15 protein-coding genes are annotated in these 18,954 nt (G+C 69.6%); 7 read left to right on the top strand and 8 right to left on the bottom strand.

Annotated features, from left to right (window positions below; translation table 11 throughout):
• Positions 1-635 precede the first annotated feature (635 nt).
• Positions 636-3,293: a UPF0182 family protein gene (locus tag ML01_RS08200; protein WP_058554917.1), complete on the top strand. Its 2,658-nt coding sequence runs from the start codon at positions 636-638 to the stop codon at positions 3,291-3,293.
• A gap of 142 nt (positions 3,294-3,435) precedes the next feature.
• A complete protein-coding gene (locus ML01_RS08195) occupies positions 3,436-5,700 on the top strand; it encodes a TonB-dependent receptor (RefSeq protein WP_058554916.1) in 2,265 nt (754 codons plus the stop codon).
• Positions 5,701-5,709: 9 nt separating this feature from the next.
• Here the strand turns inward: ML01_RS08195 and ML01_RS08190 are convergent, their stop codons facing one another.
• The 5 genes from ML01_RS08190 to ML01_RS08170 all read right to left on the bottom strand — a co-directional run bounded on the left by ML01_RS08190 (position 5,710) and on the right by ML01_RS08170 (position 10,878).
• On the bottom strand, positions 5,710-6,267 hold the full coding sequence (locus ML01_RS08190) for a response regulator transcription factor (RefSeq protein ID WP_058554915.1): 558 nt from the start codon (positions 6,265-6,267) through the stop codon (positions 5,710-5,712).
• Positions 6,257-7,534 carry an ATP-binding protein gene (locus ML01_RS08185; protein ID WP_058554914.1) on the bottom strand — a complete coding sequence of 426 codons (1,278 nt, stop codon included), beginning with the start codon at positions 7,532-7,534 and terminating at the stop codon, positions 6,257-6,259. The genes ML01_RS08190 and ML01_RS08185 overlap by 11 nt, the downstream gene beginning before the upstream one ends.
• 170 nt (positions 7,535-7,704) lie before the next feature.
• Positions 7,705-8,928, bottom strand: a complete 1,224-nt coding sequence (locus tag ML01_RS08180) for a 2,3-bisphosphoglycerate-independent phosphoglycerate mutase (protein WP_058554913.1) — start codon at positions 8,926-8,928, stop codon at positions 7,705-7,707.
• 105 nt (positions 8,929-9,033) lie between these two features.
• A complete protein-coding gene (locus ML01_RS08175; protein ID WP_058554912.1) occupies positions 9,034-10,380 on the bottom strand; it encodes an alpha-amylase family glycosyl hydrolase in 1,347 nt (448 codons plus the stop codon).
• 84 nt (positions 10,381-10,464) lie between these two features.
• Positions 10,465-10,878: a DUF1523 family protein gene (locus ML01_RS08170; protein ID WP_058554911.1), complete on the bottom strand. Its 414-nt coding sequence runs from the start codon at positions 10,876-10,878 to the stop codon at positions 10,465-10,467.
• Positions 10,879-11,342: 464 nt separating this feature from the next.
• Here ML01_RS08170 and ML01_RS08165 point away from each other — a divergent pair, with 464 nt between their 5' ends.
• The 4 genes from ML01_RS08165 to ML01_RS08155 all read left to right on the top strand — a co-directional run bounded on the left by ML01_RS08165 (position 11,343) and on the right by ML01_RS08155 (position 13,584).
• Entirely contained in the window at positions 11,343-11,531 is a 189-nt protein-coding gene (locus ML01_RS08165; protein ID WP_058554910.1) for a CsbD family protein, read from the top strand.
• Positions 11,532-11,658: 127 nt separating this feature from the next.
• Positions 11,659-11,781 (top strand): hypothetical protein, encoded by a 123-nt coding sequence (locus ML01_RS31015; protein ID WP_256363626.1) that lies wholly within the window; start codon positions 11,659-11,661, stop codon positions 11,779-11,781.
• 352 nt (positions 11,782-12,133) lie between these two features.
• Entirely contained in the window at positions 12,134-12,424 is a 291-nt protein-coding gene (locus ML01_RS08160; protein ID WP_058554909.1) for a DUF3330 domain-containing protein, read from the top strand.
• A 395-nt stretch (positions 12,425-12,819) separates the two neighbouring features.
• The gene (locus tag ML01_RS08155; RefSeq protein ID WP_058554908.1) at positions 12,820-13,584 is read left to right on the top strand and encodes a hypothetical protein; all 765 of its coding nucleotides are present in this window, start codon (positions 12,820-12,822) and stop codon (positions 13,582-13,584) included.
• Between the two features lie 316 nt (positions 13,585-13,900).
• Here the strand turns inward: ML01_RS08155 and ML01_RS08150 are convergent, their stop codons facing one another.
• The 3 genes from ML01_RS08150 to ML01_RS27030 all read right to left on the bottom strand — a co-directional run bounded on the left by ML01_RS08150 (position 13,901) and on the right by ML01_RS27030 (position 15,390).
• A complete protein-coding gene (locus ML01_RS08150) occupies positions 13,901-14,713 on the bottom strand; it encodes a family 1 encapsulin nanocompartment shell protein (RefSeq protein ID WP_058554907.1) in 813 nt (270 codons plus the stop codon).
• A gap of 37 nt (positions 14,714-14,750) precedes the next feature.
• On the bottom strand, positions 14,751-15,152 hold the full coding sequence (locus ML01_RS08145) for an encapsulin-associated ferritin-like protein (RefSeq protein WP_058554906.1): 402 nt from the start codon (positions 15,150-15,152) through the stop codon (positions 14,751-14,753).
• A 91-nt stretch (positions 15,153-15,243) separates the two neighbouring features.
• Positions 15,244-15,390, bottom strand: coding sequence for a DUF3096 domain-containing protein (locus tag ML01_RS27030; RefSeq protein ID WP_082674070.1), 147 nt, complete (start codon positions 15,388-15,390; stop codon positions 15,244-15,246).
• 448 nt (positions 15,391-15,838) lie between these two features.
• Between ML01_RS27030 and ML01_RS27025 the strand changes: the two genes are divergently transcribed.
• Positions 15,839-18,880: a transketolase gene (locus tag ML01_RS27025; protein WP_082674069.1), complete on the top strand. Its 3,042-nt coding sequence runs from the start codon at positions 15,839-15,841 to the stop codon at positions 18,878-18,880.
• Positions 18,881-18,954: the final 74 nt, after the last annotated feature.

Genomic DNA, 18,954 nt, shown 5'->3' with positions numbered 1-18,954 from the left:
CGCAGGCAGGCTGCGCCGACGCCTGGTGTGCGGTGGCGCGGGCGGTTTGCCCCGCAACTGGTGGCTTTTGCCCGGGGCTTCGCTTCCGCCGGTGCCCGCGGCGGCGGCTGCCGGCGGGCGCGGGCGAGCCAGGCGCGCGCTCGGCATCGACCCCGGCCGCCCGGGCAGGCACGAATCCTGCGTTGTTGCCGCTGTTTTGATCTGTCCAGTCCCAGGGAGACCCCATGGCGGAGCGTTTAAGCGCGGCCCGCTAAGCGCGGCCCGCCACCCTGGACGCCCGCCCGTTGCAGGGCGAGGCACGCTTGGCGCTGGACGACGTCGACCTGCGCCGGCTCCTGGTCGCCGGCGCAGCAGACGGCGGCCGGCCCGGGGATCAACGCAAGTCGGCCCCCAACCTGCGCGACACAGCGCTTCGGGCCGGAACGGAACTTGCTCCAGGTTTCGCTGAGACTCGACCCCGGCGAGACCCGAAAGCATCCGTCGGATGTTGTTGCCGTGCTCGCTCCGCTAGACGACATCGACGACCACAACCAAAAGGCCCCGCCAACTGAAGCGCTCGCACGCACGGCACCTAATCGCCTGCCCCGGCGGCCCTGCGGCAGGTGACCGGCGGCTCGACTCGACCCGGAGGAACCATGCCCGGCTGGAAACGCGCGTCTTTCATCGTCTTCGGCGTTCTGCTCGCCTTCGTCGTCCTGGCGGCGCTGTTCGGCTGGCTGCTGCACAACTTTCTCGTCGAGCTCTGGTGGTTCGATGCGCTGGGCTATGGGGACTATTTCTGGCAGCGGCTCCTCTACCGCTATGTCGTGTTCATCGCGGCGGTGGTCTTTTTCTTCCTGCTGTTCTTCTTGAACTTCCGGCTAGGGGCCAGATTCCTCGGCGCACGCCAACCGCACGAGCTCGGCGTAGAGACGGCGCAACAGCGCCGCGCGCACCGCATCTATCACGCCTTTCAGTCCCGCTCGCTCGCGCTGTATCTACCGCTGACGCTGGCGCTGGCCATACTCGTCGCGTTGCCGCTGTTCTTTCGCTGGCAGGACACGCTACTCTTTCTATTTGCGCCGGAAGCGGGCAGCGATGATCCGGTGTTCGGCCTCGACTTGAGCTTCTACCTGTTCTCGCTGCCCATCTATGTGCTGATCTATGCCGAGGTCGTCGCCGCGCTGGTGGTGGTGCTGATCGGGCTACTGCTGCTATATCGCCTGGAGCACCGCGCGATGCCGCGCCGCGGCGGTGGCACACGGTTGCGCCGTGGCGCGCGGGTGCATCTGACCGTGGTCGCGGCGGCACTGTTCCTGCTCGGCGCGTTCTACTTCCTCGGCGACGCCTTCATGCTGCTCTATACGGACCGGCACCTGCCGCTGTTCTACGGCCCGGGCTATGGCGAGATGGTGGTCACGCTGCCGCTCATCATCGCGGCCATGCTGCTGCTGCTGTTCGCCGGCGGCTTTCTGCTGTACCGGCTCAACACCGGCAAGGGGACCGCGGCGCTCGGCGTCACCCTGGTCGCGCTCATTGCCGTGCTGGTACTGCGCTGGACGCCGGCGGTGGTGGCCGCCGTGGAGGAATTCGTCGTCCAGCCCAACGAGATGACCCGCCAGGCGCCGTACATGATGAACAACATCGGCGCCACGCTCGCGGCCTACGGGCTCACGGACGTGGAGACCCGAGAGTATCCGATTCGCGATGATGCCTGGGAGGAGGTGACGCCGGAGATTGCCGTCAGCCTCCACAACATCCCGATCTGGGACGAGGACGGCCTGCTCAAGGTCTATCGGCAGCTCCAGGAGATCCGGCCCTACTACCGGTTCGAGGCGGTCGATGTGGGTCGCTATGAGATCAACGACGTCTATCAGCAGGTGTTCCTGTCCGCCCGCGAGATCCACCTCGACAAGCTAACCGACCCGGCGCCGACCTGGGTCAACCGCTGGCTCAAGTACACCCACGGCTACGGCATCGTGATGACGCCGGCCGCCCAAGGCGGCGCAGAGCCGACCAATTGGTTCGTCAGGGGCATTCCGCCGGAGTCTTCGCCTGGGCTCGAGATCGAGGAGCCCGCGATCTACTTCGGCACCGGCGAGTACCACCCGGTCATCGCGCCCAACGCGAGCCGCGAGATCGACTTTGCCGCCAACGGCGAGACCTATCTGACGGACTATCGCGGACAGGGCGGCGTGCCGATCGGCAGTCTGTTCCGCAAGCTGGTGTTTGCGATCTATTTCCGTGATGAGAACATTCTGTACACCACGCAGACGACCGCGGCGAGCCGCCTCCTGTTTCGGCGCAATATCATGGAGCGGATCAACACGCTGACGCCGTTCCTGACGCTCGCCGAGCACCCCTATGTCGTGGTCGCCGACGGCAAGCTGTACTGGATTCAAGACATTCTGACGCACTCGGACTGGTATCCTTACTCCAAGCCGTACGATCAGAAAGTGCGCCGGTTCGACATCCCGTTTAATTATGTGCGCAATTCCGTGAAGGTCGTCGTGGATGCTTACAACGGCACCGTTGACTATTATCTGGTGGACCCGACGGACCCCATCGCGGCGGCCTATGCGCGCATCTATCCGGGCCTGTTCAAGCCGCTTTCCGAGATGCCGTCGGCGTTGCAGGCGCACATGCGCTATTCCTACCGGCTCTTCGACGTGCAGATGGACGTCTATGCCCGCTACCACCAGACCAATCCGCAGACCTTCTACAACCAGGAGGACGCCTGGGAGATGCCGACGGTGCAATGGCGCGACGATATTCATCGCATCACGTCCTATTACCTGACGCTGAACCTCCTCGACCGCGACCAGTTCGACTACCTGCTGTTCGTGCCGATGACCCCGCTCGGCCAGCGCAACATGCGCGCGCTGGCCGTGGTCGGCAGCGATGGCGACAACTACGGCCGCATCGTCATCTACAGCTTTCCGAAGGGGACTTTGGTCTATGGCCCGGCACAGGTAGACGCCTTCATCAAGCAGGACCCGATCGTGTCCCAGGAGCTGACGCTGTGGGATCAGCGCGGCGCCCGGGCGGATCGCGGACGCATGGTCGTCGTGCCTATCGATGGCGTCGTCACCTACATGCAGGGGGTGTTTCTGGAGGCCACCGCGGAGTCGGGCATGCCGCAGCTCGTGCGCGTGATCCTGAGCCAGGGGCGTATCGTCGTCATGGAGCCGTCCATCGAGGAGGGCTTTCGGACGCTGAACCGACAGATCCGCAAGCGCAACGGAGAGGACACGGGCCAAGCGGTGCCGGGACCGGATCGGCTGCCGGCGGTGGTGCCCGCAGCGCCGGAGTGAGGGATCGGCTCCAGGTCTCGGCTTCGTTGTCGTTGTCGTTGTCGCTGCAGCGGCGGGACGCCGCGACAATTTGTCGCATCCCCGGTTTGCGGATGTTCCTGGACAATTCCTGCGGTCTGGGATCGTCGCAAGGGGCATCAAGATGGCGCACAGTTACAGCGTACGGGCGTTGCTGGCACTTGCCGGTGCCGCGGTCGCGGCCGGCGGGCCGGTGCACGCGGACAGTGTCACGACACTCGATGAGATCGTCGTCAGGCCCGCGCAGTCCGGCGCGCTGCCGACGGCGACGGTGCTCGATCGCACCGAGCTTGAGCGCGCCCGCGCCCGCACCAGCGACAGCGCCGCGCTGCTGCGACAGGTGCCCGGCGTCAGCCTCTACGGCGCGGGCGGCGTATCGAGCCTGCCGGCCATCCGTGGCCTCGCGGACAATCGGCTGCGGATCAGGATCGACGGCATGGACCTCACCGCCTCCTGCCCAAACCACATGAATCCGCCGCTGTCCTATGTGGACCCCAATGCCATCGGCTCGGTTGCGGTGTATGCCGGCATCGTGCCGGTGAGCCAGGGCGGCGACAGCATCGGCGGCAGCATCGTTGCCGAGACGCTGGTGCCGGAGCTGGCGGCGCCCGGCGAGACGCTGCTCGGCGGCGAGCTCGGCGGCTACTACCGCAGCAACGGCGATGCCTACGGCGCGAATCTCGCCGCCACCGCGGCGAATGAGCAGGTCGGCCTGCGTTACGTCGGCGCCCTCGCCAACGCCGACAACTACGACGCGGCCCGCGACTTCAAGACCACCACCGCCACCGGCCGCGTCGGCCACACCCTGGGGTTGGACGAGGTCGGCTCCAGCGCCTACGAGACCGAGAGCCAGCGCCTGGGCTTCGCGTGGCGCCGGGACAATCACCTCTTGACGGCACAGGTGAGCTACCAGGACGTGCCGCGGCAGCTCTATCCCAATCAGCGCATGGACATGCTCGGCAACGAGGCAACCCAGCTCAATCTCCGCTACAGCGGCGACTTCGCGTGGGGGCGGCTCGCGGCGCAGGCCTTCTACGAGAAGGTGGATCATTTCATGGACTTCGGCCCGGACAAGCGTTTCTGGTACGGACCCGCCTCCGGCATGATGGCCATCAACGGCATGCCCTGCGCGCCCATCGGCAGCACCTGCGCCGAGGGCATGCCGATGTACACCGAAAGCAAGACGCTCGGCCTCGGGCTCACCGCCGACATCGACCTGTCCGCGCGCCACCTGCTGCGCCTGGGGGCCGAGTATCGCGGCTACGACCTCGACGACTGGTGGCCGCCGTCCGGTGCCGCCATGTGGCCCGGCACCTTCGACAACATCAACGATGGGCAGCGCGATCGCTTTGCGCTGTTCGGCGAGCTGGAGATGCGCCCGGCGGCGGACTGGCTCGCGCTGCTCGGCGTGCGCTACGAGTGGGTGGACATGGACACCGGCGACGTTCGAGGCTACAGCAGCGCGCCGACGGCCCCCGGCAACCAGAGCGCCGAGGCGCTCGCCTTCAACGCCAGCGACCGTGCCCGCATTGACGGCAACCTGAACCTGAGCCTGCTCGCCCAATACAGCATCGACGAGCACGCGCGCATCGAGCTCGGCTACGCGCACCTGGTGCGCTCGCCGAGTCTCTATGAGCGCTACACCTGGTCGAGCTGGACCATGGCCGCGATCATGAACAACACCGTCGGCGACGGGAACGGCTACGTCGGCGACATCGACCTTGCGCCGGAACAGGCCGACACCGTCGCACTCACCTTTGCCTGGCAGAACCCGGACGATACCCGAGCTTTGACGGCGACGCCCTATTACACCCGCGTCACCGATTACATCGACGCCGTTGCTTATGACCCGGCCACCTGGCGGGCGAATCGATTCAACGTGCTCCGTTATGCCAACCAGGATGCCGAGCTCTACGGCATCGACGTGGCTGGCAGGCTGCCCCTCGGCGAGGGCAAGCTCGGCCGCTTCGGCCTCGCCGGCGTGCTCGGCTATACGCGAGGGAAGAACCTCGACACCGGCGCGGGGCTCTACAACATCATGCCCCTCAACCTGACCCTGACGCTCACCCAGGCCCTCGGCGGCTGGGACAACGCGCTGGAGGTGGTCATGGTGGACACCAAAGATCATCTGTCCACGGTGCGCAACGAGATCGAGACCCCCGGCTACTCCCTCGTCAACCTGCGCGCCAGCTACGCCTGGCCCAAGGTGCGGCTCGATTTCGGCGTCGAGAACCTGCTTGATCGCATGTACGACCTGCCGCTCGGCGGTGCCTATGTCGGCCAGGGCCGGACCATGGTGATCAACCCCACCGACGGCACCCTCGCCTGGGGTACCGCGGTGCCGGGCATGGGGCGGTCCTTCTACGTCGGCGTCAACCTGCGGTTCTGATGCCGTCGCTCAGCCAGCCGGCGGCGGCGGCGGGCGGCGCTTGCCGAGCTTGCGCTGCAACGTGCGCCGGTGCATGCCGAGCGCCCGGGCCGTGGCGCTGATGTTGCCGCCGTGCTCGGCGAGGGTGCGCCGGATGTACTCCCACTCCACGTGGTGCACGCTCGGGCGCTGCGTCGGGGCCGGCTCGGCGGGTGCCGCGCCGTCGCCGTCGTCCGCGAGGGCACGCAGGATGTCCGCCACGTCCGCGGGCTTCGCCAGGTACTGCGCGGCGCCGAGCTTGATCGCGCTCACCACGGTGGGGATGCTCGCATAGCCGGTGAGTACCAGGATGCGCGCCCGCGGGGCCAGGTCCAACAGCGGGCGGATCAGCGTCAGGCCGGAGCGACCGGCGAGGTTCATGTCCAGGATCACGTGCGCCGGCGGGCGCTCGGTGCACAGCGACAGCGCCGTCTCGGGCGCGGCGGCGGTGTCCACCAGAAAGCCGCGCCGCGTCAGCGAGCGCCCTAGCACGGCGCGGAAGTGCGCGTCGTCATCCACCAGCAGCAGCCGCGCCGGCTCAGGCGACATGTCCGGCCTCCGCCGCCAGCGGCAGTTGCAGCAGCGCCAGGGTGCCGGCGGTGTTGGTGCGCGGGGCGAGCGCAAGGCTGCCGCCGCGGCGCTCCACCGCCGCGCGACCTAGCAGCAGGCCGACGCCGAGCCCGCCGGCTGCCGCCTGTGGCTCGCGGGCCGCGAAGGCCGCCAGCGCCGCCGCCGGGATGCCGCCGCCGTCGTCGGTGATCTCGACCCTGAGCGTGCCGAGCGCGGCCTCTGCCGAAACCCGGATGCGGCGGGCGCCGGCGCGCACCGCGTTGTCGAGCAGGTTCGTGATGGCCCGCTCCAACGCGCTGTCCGCCTGCACCAGATGGGCGTCGACGAGCGGCTGCTGCGCCATGGCGACGGCAATCTGGGGATGTGCCTGGCGCCAGCCCTGGACCAGCCGTTGCAGCCAGGCGTCGGCCGGGTGGCGCGGTGCCGGCTCGCCGCCGGTCTGGCCTGCCTGCGCGCTGAGCTGGCCCAGGGTCGCCTTGCAGCGGCGGAGCTCCGTCTTCATGGCGCGCACATCGGCGGCGAAGGCGTCCGGCAGGCGCGGGTCGTCCAGCAGATCATCCGTCAGCACGTTCAGGCTGGCGAGCGGCGTACCCAGCGCGTGCGCCGCAGCGGCGGCCTGCGCGCCGAGCGCGATGAGCCAGTCGTCGCGCAGCGCCTGCTCGCGGGCCGCGGCGAGTGCGCCGTCGCGCAGGCGCACGCGGGCGGACAGTTGCAGGATGAACCCCACCACCAAGACCGCCGACATCACGAACACCAGCCACATGCCGAACAGGTGCAGCGGCCCGGCGCGGGCGACATCCTCGATCTGGAGCGGCACATGGAAGCGCCAGAGGCCGGAGTAGATCAGCACCGCCGCCAGTGCCAGGGTCCACGCCTGCCGCGGCGGCAGCACCAGCGCGCCGATGGCCACCAGCGGCAGCAAGAGCGAGATGAGCGGATTCGTCGCGCCGCCGGAGAAGAAGACGTAGCCGCCCCAGGCCAGCAGATCGAAGCCGAGCTGCACCGCTGGCGCCATCCACCAGGCCGTGCTCCCGGCGTCGGCAGCGGCGGCGCCGAGCCGGCCCGTGATCAGGAAAGCGAGGTTGATGAGTCCGACCGCTCCGGCGTACAGGAGCAGGATGTCCCGGAGCGGCGATGGGCCGAGCAGGTGCGGGCTCGCGAGCGCCGCCAGCACCATCGCGGCCACCGACAGCCAACGCAGCCGGATGAGGGAACGATCGACGATGCGGGTCAGCGAATCGAGCACGGGCCGGCCACCGAGGGAAACCTGAGCGCAATTGTTGCATAGCGCCGCCGCCTATCCTGCTGCCGGAGGTGGACCGAAGATTCGGCCTTCGACTTCGTTGTCATCGTCGCAATCGGAAAACGACCATGACGACAACGCCATGATGCGTCGCTCAGGCTCAGCCCCGCTGTTTAGGCACCGAACTTCTTCAGCCGATGCGCGTGCGCCAGCGCGAGCCCCATGAGATGCCAACCGGGGCGCAGCCCAAGGGCGCCGCCCAGGCAGGCGGTCTCCTCGAAGCGGACCACCTCGTCGCGCCGCGCGTGGCGCGCGCGCAGCAGCACCGGCACCGGGTGCCAACTGTGCGCGGCCATGGAGGCCGGCGTCGAATGATCGCCGGTGATGACCAGCACGTCGGGGCAAAGCGACAGGAGCCGCGGGAGTTGCTCGTCCACCGCCTCGATGACGGCGGCCTTGCGTGCGAGGTCCCCGTCCTCGCCGGCGGAGTCGGTGCCCTTCACGTGCATAAAGCAGAAGTCGAAGTCGTCGTGCCAGTGCTGCTCGATGGCGTCGAAGAGCCCGTCGATGCCCTCCGGCGACGGCGCCACCTCCATGCCGAGCAGCCGCGACAGGCCGCGGTACATCGGATAGGCGGCGAGGCAGAGCGCGTTGAGGCCGAAGCGCTCGGCGAGCCCCGGGGGCCGCTCATAGCGCTGAAAGCCGCGCAGCAAGAGCCCGTTCGCCGGCGACTCGTCCGCGAGCGCGGCATGTGCTTGGCGCAGGAAATCCGCCACCAGCCGGGCGCTTTGCGCCGCCTTATCGCTATTCAAGTCGCTGGCCGGTGCCATGTCCACCGGCGGGCGGCCGGTCTGCTGCGGGTCGGTGTCCGGCAGGTCATCCGACAGCCCCTCGCCGCGCAGCACCAGCACGGCGCGGTGCTCGGACTCCGGCTCGAAGAAGTAGTCGCCCGGGAAGTCCAGCGTCACCGATGCCTTGATCTTGTCGCAGAGCCGCCGGTTCAGGTCTGTCGGGATGCGGCCCGCGCGGCGGTCGGTGATGTCGCCGGCGTCGTTCAGGCTTGCGAAGTTCGCGCGCGCGGCGAGGTCGCCCGGTTGCAGCGGAAAGTCGATGCCGAGCGCGGACAGCACACCGCGCCCGATGCGCCAGCGCAGCGGCTCATAGCCGAACAGCGCGAGATGCCCCGGACCGCTGCCGGGCGTGATGCCGGGGCCGACGATCTCGATCAGTCCACAGGACGAGTCGCGGGCGAGGTCGTCTAGGTTCGGCGACTCGGCCATTTCCAGCGCCGAGCGCCCGGTGTCCGGGCTCGGCAGCCCGCCTAAGCCGTCCATGACGAGATAGACGATGCGCCCGCCCGGGGTGGCGAGCTCGGTCCAGAGGTCGGTGGTGTCCATGGCGGCTCCGTTGGTTTGCGAGAATTTGCCTGTAACGGAGCAAGGCGCGGACCAGGGGGCGGGGAGCCGCGTGCGTCGCGCTGCCGCGGCTGGCCGTTGAGCGCGCTACCCGGTCACGAACACGCGGATGCTTCGCGGCGGTACCGGCACATCGATCGCCTCGCGCCATGCGGTCTTGTCGATCTCTCCGCCGCCCGGTTTGGCCGGCGTGATCTCGTGGATTTTCGCAGCGTCGGTGCCGAGCAGCCCGGCCAGGGCCTCGGTGCCGTAGGGCACGGTCTGCTCCGGGTCGGGATTGATCAGCGCCAGGCTCCGCGCGCCGCCGTGCTCGGAACGGCGCACCAGGCCGACCAGCGTTTCGTTGGGGTCGGTGACGCGCGCCTGCGGCCCTTCCTCGTTCAACACCGGCGTCGCCGCCTTCATGGCGTTGACTCGGCCGATGTATGCGCTGATGTCGAAGCATGACTCGGCGCACCCCGCGTCCCAATCCTCAGGCGTCGTCTCGACCACGTGCAGCGCCTTCGCGAAGCCGAGCTCGTAGCCGATGGGCATCATGACCCCGGAAGAGAATACGGCCGCGAACAGGTACCAGAAGCGCGACTCCCGCGCGCTGCCGTCGCCCTCGGCGGCGCGGCGCACCGTATCGTGGCTCTCCGGAAAGGCGATGGACGGCGCCAGGTCGCGCAGCTTGTCGTACTGATCCAGCAGCCAGCCGGCGCGGAAGTCCCACCACTTGCTGCTGTTGAACTGGTAGTCAAACCCGGCGCCGCGCAATTGCTCGATCGCGTGCTGCGGGGCGCCCAAGGTCTCGGCGAAGAAGCGCACGTCCGGCACCTCGGCGCGGGCGGCATCGATGAGCCGCTTCCAGACCTCGCCGGGCAGCTTGTAGGCCGCGTCGCAGCGAAAGCCATGGATGCCGAGGGCGAGATAGCACCGAATCGTATCTTCCCAGTGCGTCAGCAGCGCCTCGCGCGCGGGGCGCTCCGTGTAGTCGAGCTCAGCGAGATCTTCCCAGACGGTGACCTGATCCGGGTTGTCGAGATCGGCCACCGATGGGGAGCGGATGTTGCCGTGGCCGTCGTGCGCGAACCATTCCGGGTGCTCGTCCACCAGCACGCCGTCGCGCGCGGTGTGGTTGATGACCAAGTCGAGCATTACGCGGATGCCGGCGTCCTGCGCGGCGGCGAAAAAGGCCCGGAGCGCGGCGTCGTCGTCGCTCGGGTCGGCGCCAGCGGGCCGCAGCAGCGGGTGCAGCTCGCGCATGTCCTTGATCGAGTACAGGCTGCCGGAGGCACCCGGCTGGTGGATCGGGTTCAGGAAGATCCAGTCGAAGCCCATCTCGGCGATAGCCGGCAGCCGCTCGTGCCAGCGCGGCAGCGGGCCGAGCAGGGTGGGGAAGAGGTTGTAGATGCGCGGGCCCATGGGGGCGGTGTCGTCTTCGGCATGCGCCATGCGGATCGGCTCCTCGCCGGTGTGGGTGGATGGGGTCGGCAGCTTTCCGCGCGGACGCAAGCCGGCGAGGCGTCGTCGCCCGCGTCAGGAGCGGCGCGCGGGCGTGTCGGTCTGCGGTGCCTCGAGGCAACGTGTTGGCGCATCGATGGACACGGCATTCGGGAACATGCTGAGGAACGGTAGCCGGAAGCCATAGCCGCGTACCGTCACCGGCACGTCCGGGCAGTTGCGCGAGATCCGGCCCGCGACGGACTGAAGCCCCGCCGCATCGAACTTGAAGTAGGGCGGCCAGAAGCCCGCGTCCTCGTTGATGAAGGTCAGCGTATCCGTGGTGCCGGCCTTCACCGTCTCGATGCGGTACTGCACGCCGCGCCCGTCCCCGGTGACGCCGGTAATCTGCACCTCCCACCTGTCCGGGCCCCAACGCAGCCACAGGAAGGCGAGCAGCAGTGCCGCAATGACGCCGAGCACGGTCAGAACCTGGTTACTTGTTTTCATAGCATGCCTCCCTTGGGTGCCGCGGGGGTGTCCCGCCGAGGTTGCGAGCTCGGCCGCCGGTCGGTGGCGCTCGCTCGGCTGTCGCGCGGCGCTCGGCGACGAGCCGCCGGGTTTCTGCCGCAAGCGTCAGCAACTTCCACGCCAGCGACTCGGCTGTGCCTGCTCGGCCGCCTTGCCGCGCGCGATCGGGCGCGTCCTCGATGAAACACCGAGCCCCAGGTGCCGAGCCGGAGCGGGGTATGGGGGATCTGCACCCGGGCGCTGGGTCAAATGACCCGCGCCGGAGTTTCGCATCGGTGCCGTCCCTGCTGATCGGCCGGGCGCTTGCCGCCCCGTCGGCGGCGCTGCGGTGCGGCTCGGGGTTGAGCCCGATGGCCGGCCGGCCAAGCCTGGCACGGCCGATGCATTCGGGGTTTGGTACCAACCCACCCAGCAAACGACCGGTAACCCGGTCCGGAGGTCATATGAACTGGGAACAAGTACGCGGTAATTGGGAGAAGGCCAAGGGCGAGCTCAAGGTGCAGTGGAGCAAGCTCACCGACGACGACCTGACCCGCATCAACGGGGAGCGCGACAAGCTCGTCGGCCGTCTCCAGGAGCTGTACGGCATCACCAAGGAAGAGGCCGAGAAGCAGGTGGACGCGCATAGCTGACGCCCCCCGGCCATCGTCCGCGCCGGCGCGCCGGGTCCGGCGGGCTCTTGCAGCCCGCGCAGGCCGGCGTGCCGGCTCTGCCACCGATTGCGGAGACATGACATGCGCCAGACCATCGAACATTGATATGAACGACGGCGACCGGGATGCGGACGCCTATCGGCTGCTGCCGGGCGACCACGTTGGCATTGCCGGGCGCATCGACAACGGCCTGCTCCAGGCCACCACGCTCGACGCAGCCAGCGTCTAGGTCGGGAAGCCTCGGCACGAGCTTTTACTCCGACCCCTGCGATGGGGAGGACGCCGCAGCGGTCGCCCTGTCCGGAACCGCCGTGCGCGGAACCGCCGTGTCCATTGGTGATGAGAGGATCGAGCTTGGCAGCACCGCGGGACCGCTCCGGCTGAACACCGACCCGCTGTCGTGCGAGCCGCTATCGGCAGGCTGACGTCGGGGATCGCGTGCGCGCCAACGGCAGCATGCGCAATGGGTTCATCACCGGCCCCGAGCTCGACGTGACCATGGTGCGCGACAACCGCGGTCGTTGAGGCCTGCGGCCGGCACCCGGCAGCGACAGCAACGCCCACACCGCGGAGATCACGCCATGGCAAGCCCCGAAGAGCCCAAGGAAGAGCCCAAAGAAGAGCCCAAGCGCAAGCCCGACGACGAGCCCACCGGCGCACCCGCCGCGGCGCGCACCGCACGGGCGCCGGACCCGGACGAACCGGCCGCAGACCCGCGCCCTGAGCCGCTGGCTTGCGGCCAGTGCGGGCGCGAGATCCCGCTGGACGAGGCCGTCGTCGCCGAGGCGCAGGATTACGTCATCTACTTCTGCTCCCCGGGCTGCCGCGCCGCTTGGTCCGCCGCTCGGCGGGAATCAGGGGCTAGGGGCTAGGGGCTAGAAACTACCGGTACACTTCCCGCGACCGAGTCAGCGCAGCGAAACCCGACGGCAATGACGTCGCTATCGAAATCGCTATCGCTATCGGGATCGCTATCGGAAGCGACATGACATGACATTAGGCCACGAGAAGCCACGATCTCTCGAACGGTTACATCGGTTACGGACCGGAACCGCATGGCTGCAATGCAGCGTCTAGGGGGAAGGGGATACTAGGTTCGAGAGGGTCAGACCAGCTACGGCGATGAGAGGCGCGATTGTTGCTTCGATACCGATTTCGATTTCGATCCCGATTTCGATAGCGATGAGCACGGTTCGTCGGTCTGAGGCGACGCCTCCCTAGCACCTAGCCCCTAGCACCTCACTTCCAGCGTTGGAGGTCAGCCACGATGCATTCGACCTACCGCTCCGCTGAGACCCTGCTCGCCTGCCGGCTCGTGACCCAGGACGGCTTCGAGGCCAGGCTCACCGATCTGATGCTCGACGCCCGGGACTGGCACGTGCGCTTTCTTGCCGTGGACGCGCAGAACTGGGCGCTGGACCGCGATGCGCTGCTGACGCCCCGCATCCTCGGCACAATAGACGAGGTGCGCGGGCGCATCGGGATCAATCTCACCGCCGAGGAACTGAAGGCGAGCCCGTTGCTCGACGTGGGCAGCGGGCGCGCCGGCTTCGCGGAAGCGGGCGTGCTGACGCCGCCGCACTGGCGCGAGCACTGGCGTGCGCGCATCGCCCCGGAGGCCGGTCTCGATCCGCCGCCGCCGCCGGTGCACGCGGCAGAGACTGCTCCGGACCTGGGCGCCGAGACGGCGCTGTCCGCCGACCAGATGATCCGCGCCGACAACTTGCGTGGCCTGCGCGCGGAGACCGCCGACGGCAGTGAGCTGCGTATCCTGGACCTGCTGATCGACGACACCGACTGGTCTGTTGCCTACTTCGACCTGCGCCGTGCCGCCGACCGCGGTGCGCGTGGCCGCGAGGTCCGCCCGCTGCGCTGCCTGCTGCCGCCGAGCGGCGTGGACTGGCTGAACCCGAAGACCGAGACGCTTTATCTGAACGTGTTCATCCAGGAGCTGCGCGACGCCCCGACCCAGCGCTTGCCCGTTGCCGGCGGTGCCGGCACGGCCGTGCGCGTGCTGCATCTGGCGGGCTGAAGGCCGGTGCCAGCCCGGAGCCGAGCCCGAGCCCGAGCCGGGCCGGAGCGCTGACCTCCAGGTCGGCCAGCACTCGCGATGTCAGTGCTTCCCGCTCTCTCGCTGTGTTGACCTGGAGGTCAACACTCCAGTCAGCACCCGTCAACGCCAGTCAGCACCCGTCAACGCCAGTCAACGCCAGTCAACGCCTCCGACATTCGATGACGACCACGACAACGACCCCAGACGGTCTCGGGATTTGCGCACTGCTGTACTAGTGCCGAGGACTGATCCGGCCCCGGGCGGACTGGAAGTCGGTCCCACGGCGACGAACCGCTCACCCCGCGGGCGCCAGCGTGCAGACGGCGCCAGGATCATCGATCAACAGCACCAGGCTCTCGGACACGAACAGATTGAGGTGCACGCCGTCGCTGGCCGCGAAGCCGACGTGCAGGTCCTGCCCGATGGTGAGGTTGCCGACGCGCGGGTCCACGAGCACGCCGCCCTGCACGTTGGCCTTGTACACGCCCGCCTCGCACAGGCGCCGCAGGTGGTCCACCTGCAGCATGTCGCTGCCCTCGAAGCGGCGGAACAGCGCGTTGTAGCGCGTCGGCGCGAGCGCCAGCGCGTAGGGGCCGCCGAAGCCGTTGGCATCGAGCCGGTTGACGGCGTCGAGCACGTCCCCGAGCGCGCAGGCGAGGTCGCTCCAGTCGCCGCAGCCGCTCTCGGCACGGCCCGCAACGGTCATGAGCCCGTCCAGCCCCAGCTCCGGCACGCCGTGGTAGACGAGCTGCTCCTCGCGCCGCGCGACGGCCTCGGCGGCGTCCTCCACGGGCCGCAGATCCAGCGGCAGGGAGAGCTGGCGATGTCCTTCCACGCGCCGCACGCTGAGCGCGCAGGGCTGCTTCAGCATCGGCACCGGCAGCGCGCGGCTGCCGATGGTGGCGGCGAGCTCGGCACCGGGCTCGGTGCCGTCGATGACCGCCTCGGGGCCGGACTCGATGCTCGTGAGCCCGAGCCCGTAGGGCCCGTCTACGTCCAGAAAGCGGCGGGCGGTGAGGCGATCGGCGGCGGCGCCGCGGGCGGCCGCGTCGATCTGCGACCAGATGGCCTCATCGAGGCCGGCGGCGTCTCGGTTCAGGTGATTCATACAGGTGACCTCCTTGCAGGCCGTGCGGTGGTCCGGCTCAGCGGCCTTTCAGGCTGCCGAGCGTGAGCCCGAGGGGCGTTGCCGGCGCGGCGCCGGACGCGGACTCGGCTTGGGTCTCACCGGCGTCCCCGCCGGTGGCCGCCTCTTCCGCCTCGACGATGGGCACCTTCGCGTACAGGTAGGTGCTCATGTGCTCGGCGAAGCTGTCGTCGTTGCGGCGCAGCCATTCCAACAGCATCGCGGCGTGCTCGATCTCTTCGCGCATGTTGTGCAGCAGCACCTCGCGCAGCTCGGCGTCGGTACAGGCGTCGGCACGCTGGCGGTACCAGTCCACCGCTTCCAGCTCCTCCTGCACCGATACCAGCGCGCGGTGCATGTCGCGCGTGTGGGCGCTCAGATTGGCCGGGTCTTCGTGCAGGGTGGCCGAGGCTTGGGCCATGGGGATGCTCCTTCGAGGCTTGTGATGCGAGGCTTGTGCTGCTGTCGGCGAAAGCTGTCGGCTAACGCTGCCGGCGGCGCTCTTCCCGGGCTCAGACGACGAGACCGCCCGCCCCGAGCAGCCCGAGCACACCGACCAGGATCAGGTAGATCGCGACGACGTAGTTCAGGATTGAGGGGCGCACCAGAATCAGGATGCCGGCGATCAGGGCGACGATGGACTGGACCAGCGGGTACATCGGAGGGCTCCGTGGTGGTGAGGGCAGGGCGTGCCGGCAAGGGCAGCGGCACGGGTCGGCGCGGCGGCGCCGGGGCCGCCGACGCGGCGGTTGCCGGCCTTCACGCTGCAAACCCGATGCCGGCCTCGCCCGCGCGCTGTCGGGTCCTGCGCGTGCCGCCGCGACGCAGCCCGAACGGCGGCGCCGGGCGGGTATCGCCCGGCAGCGCCCTCCGGGCAGGGCCGTGCAGCCGGTGCATTTGCGCCGGCGGGTGGGGCAAGTGCCCCGGGCTGTGCCGCGCTGCCAACGCGATTGCGCACGCGCCTGCCAGCGCGCCGCAACCGCCCGCGCGGCCTGCCGGTGCCGCGCCCGCAGCCGCCGCGCACTGGTCCGCCCCTTGCTCATTGCCGATGAATCCGAACACCCCCGCGCCGACCCGCATCGGCCATGCACATCAAGGGAGACCCGCATGCCCTTAAGCCCGCTCGCCGAGCTCCGCAACCGCGGCCAATTCTTCTGGCTCGACAGCCTGTCCCGGCAGATGCTGGACGACGGCAGCCTGCAACGGCGCATTGAGGAGCAGGGGCTCTCCGGCGTCACGTCGAACCCGGCCATCTTCGCCACGGCCATGCTCGGCGACGGCGGTGGCGGCAGCGCCGCCTATGACGCGCGCATCCGCATCGCGCAGCAGACGACGGCGCCTGGGGATGCAGGCGTGGACCCCGAGGCCATCTATGAACGGCTCGCCGTCGACGACGTGCGCGACGCCTGCGACCTGCTGCTGCCGCGCTACGAACAAGCCATGGCCGACGGCGCCAGCGTGGACGGCTGCGTGAGCCTGGAGGTGTCGCCGCACCTCGCGCACGACGCCGAGGCGACGGTGCGCGCGGGCCGCCGGCTGTGGGACGCGGTCGGCCGGCCGAACCTGCTCATCAAGGTGCCGGGCACACGCCGCGGCATCGCCGCGGTGGAGCGGCTGCTCGCGGACGGCATCAACGTCAACATCACGCTGCTGTTCGGCCTCGACGGCTACGAGGCGACCCTGCAGGCGCACCTGCGCGCGCTGGAGCGGCGCCTGCGCGAGGGCCGCGCCATCAACACGGTCTGCTCCGTCGCGAGCTTCTTCCTCAGCCGCGTGGACACTGCCGTGGACGAGCGCCTGCGCCAGCGCATCCACCCGCAGGTGGACCCGGCGCTCAGCGCGACGGCGCAGGCCTTCCTCGGCGGCACCGCCGTTGCGCTGGCCAGGCTCGCCTACGCGCGCTTTCGCGAGGTGCTGTCGAGCGAGCGCTGGGCGCACCTCGCCGAGCACGGCGCACCGGTGCAGCGGCTGCTGTGGGCGAGCACCGGCACCAAGGACCCGAGCCTGAGCGATGTGCACTACATCGAGCCCCTCATCGGCCCGGACACCGTCACGACCATGCCGGTGACCACGGCCGATGCCTTCCACGACCACGGCATCGTTGCGCCGACGCTCGCGAGCACCGCGCCGGAGGCGGCCGAGCTGATTCGGCGGCTCGAAGAGGTGCTGGAGATCAGCATGGACGCCGTCGCCGACGAGCTCACGGCCGCCGGCGTGCAGAAGTTCATCGCCCCCTATGACCGGCTCTTGGCCGGCCTCGCCGAGCGCGCCCGCGGGCTCGCCGCGGTGGCGAGCTCGGGGCCGCTCGCCGGGGTCGCGGCGCGGCTGCGGGCGTGGTCGCTGAAGAGCACGTCGGCGGCGGGCTCGGGGCATGCGACCTCCTGCCTGTCCGCGGCGGACCTGGTGGCTGCGCTCTTCTTCCACGAAATGCGCTGGGACCCGGCGCGCCCCTGGGCCGGCGACCCGCCGGCGCGGGATCAGGACCGCTTCATCCTGTCCAAGGGCCATGCGGCGCCGCTCCTGTGGGCCGCGCTGCACGAGGCGGGCGCGATGGAGTCCGACCCCATGACGCTCCGCCAACTCGACAGCGACCTCGAAGGCCACCCGACGCCGCAAAACCCTTGGGTGCCGGTGGCAACGGGCTCGCTCGGCCAAGGGCTTGCAGCCGCCAACGGCATGGCGCTCGCGGACCGCATGGACGGCATCGACGCGCGCATCTTCTGCCTGCTCGGCGACGGCGAGTGCTCCGAGGGCTCGGTCTGGGAGGCGGCGCAGTTCGCCGGCGACACTGCGCTCGCGCGCGTCGTGGCCGTTGTCGATGTCAACGCGCTGGAGCAGAGCGGCCCGGCACCTTACGGCCACGACACGTCCGTGCTCGCCGCGCGCTTTCGCGCCTTCGGCTGGCGCACGCTGGAGATCGACGGGCACGACTTGCCGGCCATCCTGGGCGCGCTGGCCGCCACGCGCGAGGCCGGGCCGACGGCGATCCTGGCGCGCACCGTCAAGGGCCGCGGCGTGTCCTTTCTGGAGGGCGCCGACGGCTGGCACGGGCAGGCGTTGGCCGCGCCTCAGCTCGACGCCGCGCTTGCCGAGATCGACGCGCCGGAGGCGCCGCAACTGCCGGTCGAGCCGCGCCGGGTGCCGGCCGGCCTGCGCCCGGAGACGCGCCCGGGGGCCGCGGCGGCGGAGCCGGCGGAGCATCCGATCCGGCTCGGCTACGGCATTGGCGACGAGGTCGCCACACGCACGGCGTTCGGCGACGCGCTGGTGCAGCTCGGCGAGCGCATGGCGGAGCTGGTGGTGCTGGACGGGGACGTGAAGAATTCCACCAAGACGCAAGGCTTCGCCGAGCATTTTCCGGCGCGCTTCATCGAGGGCCAGATCGCGGAGCAGAACCTGCTCGGCGCCGCGCTCGGGCTTGCGGTCAGCGGCAAGCGGCCCTGTGTGGCCACCTTTGCGGCCTTTTTGACCCGCGCGCACGACTTCATTCGCATGGCCGTGCACTCGCACCGGCCGCGCATGCTCATCTGCGGCAGCCATGCGGGCGTGTCCATCGGTGCGGACGGCGCCTCGCAGATGGGGCTCGAGGACATCGCGATGTTCCGCGCGCTGGACGCCACGACGGTGCTCTACCCCAGCGATGGCGTGAGCGCCGCGCGGCTCACCGAGGCCGCCCTCGCGCACGACGGCATCGTGTATCTGCGCACCACCCGCGGCAAGACGCCCGTGCTGTACGACCCGGGCGAGGCCTTTCGCATCGGCGGCAGCATGACGCTGGCCGAGTCCGAGGAGGACGAGCTGACGCTCATCGCCGCCGGCATCACCGTGCACACGGCCCTCGATGCCGCCGAGCGGCTGCGCGAGGCCGGCGTCGCCACCCGCGTCATCGACTGCTACAGCATCAAGCCGCTCGACATGCCGACGCTCAAGCGCGCCGCCGAGGAGACCGGCGCGCTGCTGGTCGTGGAGGACCACAACCGCAACGGCGGCTTGGGCGATGCCGTTGCCGCCGCCGTCGGCCGGCTGAGCCGCGTGTTCACGCTCGGCATCGCTGGCGAGCCGCACTCCGGCACGCCGGAGGAGCTGATGGAGCGCCATCGCATCTCGGCGTGCCAGATCGAGCGGGAGGCGCGGGCGATTTTGATCTGAGCGCGGCACTTGGTCGCGGCGCGCGGCCCGAGGCTCGGCGGTGCGGTCGTCGTCGTCGTGTCGAGCTCGGTACG

This window comes from Thiohalocapsa sp. ML1 (assembly GCF_001469165.1).
In the GTDB taxonomy this organism is placed as follows: Bacteria; Pseudomonadota; Gammaproteobacteria; order Chromatiales; family Chromatiaceae; genus Thiohalocapsa.
Note: the sequence above shows the minus strand (reverse complement) of the source record. Positions and strands in the feature narration are given on the sequence as shown.

Coding starts and splice junctions, on each gene's coding strand:
- ML01_RS27030 (WP_082674070.1), bottom strand. CDS start 15,390: ATGTACCCGCTGGTCCAGTCCATCGTCGCCCTGATCGCCGGCATCCTG.
- ML01_RS08200 (WP_058554917.1), top strand. CDS start 636: ATGCCCGGCTGGAAACGCGCGTCTTTCATCGTCTTCGGCGTTCTGCTC.
- ML01_RS08190 (WP_058554915.1), bottom strand. CDS start 6,267: ATGTCGCCTGAGCCGGCGCGGCTGCTGCTGGTGGATGACGACGCGCAC.
- ML01_RS08155 (WP_058554908.1), top strand. CDS start 12,820: ATGCATTCGACCTACCGCTCCGCTGAGACCCTGCTCGCCTGCCGGCTC.
- ML01_RS08180 (WP_058554913.1), bottom strand. CDS start 8,928: ATGGACACCACCGACCTCTGGACCGAGCTCGCCACCCCGGGCGGGCGC.
- ML01_RS08195 (WP_058554916.1), top strand. CDS start 3,436: ATGGCGCACAGTTACAGCGTACGGGCGTTGCTGGCACTTGCCGGTGCC.
- ML01_RS08150 (WP_058554907.1), bottom strand. CDS start 14,713: ATGAATCACCTGAACCGAGACGCCGCCGGCCTCGATGAGGCCATCTGG.
- ML01_RS08160 (WP_058554909.1), top strand. CDS start 12,134: ATGGCAAGCCCCGAAGAGCCCAAGGAAGAGCCCAAAGAAGAGCCCAAG.
- ML01_RS08165 (WP_058554910.1), top strand. CDS start 11,343: ATGAACTGGGAACAAGTACGCGGTAATTGGGAGAAGGCCAAGGGCGAG.
- ML01_RS08145 (WP_058554906.1), bottom strand. CDS start 15,152: ATGGCCCAAGCCTCGGCCACCCTGCACGAAGACCCGGCCAATCTGAGC.
- ML01_RS08170 (WP_058554911.1), bottom strand. CDS start 10,878: ATGAAAACAAGTAACCAGGTTCTGACCGTGCTCGGCGTCATTGCGGCA.
- ML01_RS08175 (WP_058554912.1), bottom strand. CDS start 10,380: ATGGCGCATGCCGAAGACGACACCGCCCCCATGGGCCCGCGCATCTAC.
- ML01_RS27025 (WP_082674069.1), top strand. CDS start 15,839: ATGCCCTTAAGCCCGCTCGCCGAGCTCCGCAACCGCGGCCAATTCTTC.
- ML01_RS31015 (WP_256363626.1), top strand. CDS start 11,659: ATGAACGACGGCGACCGGGATGCGGACGCCTATCGGCTGCTGCCGGGC.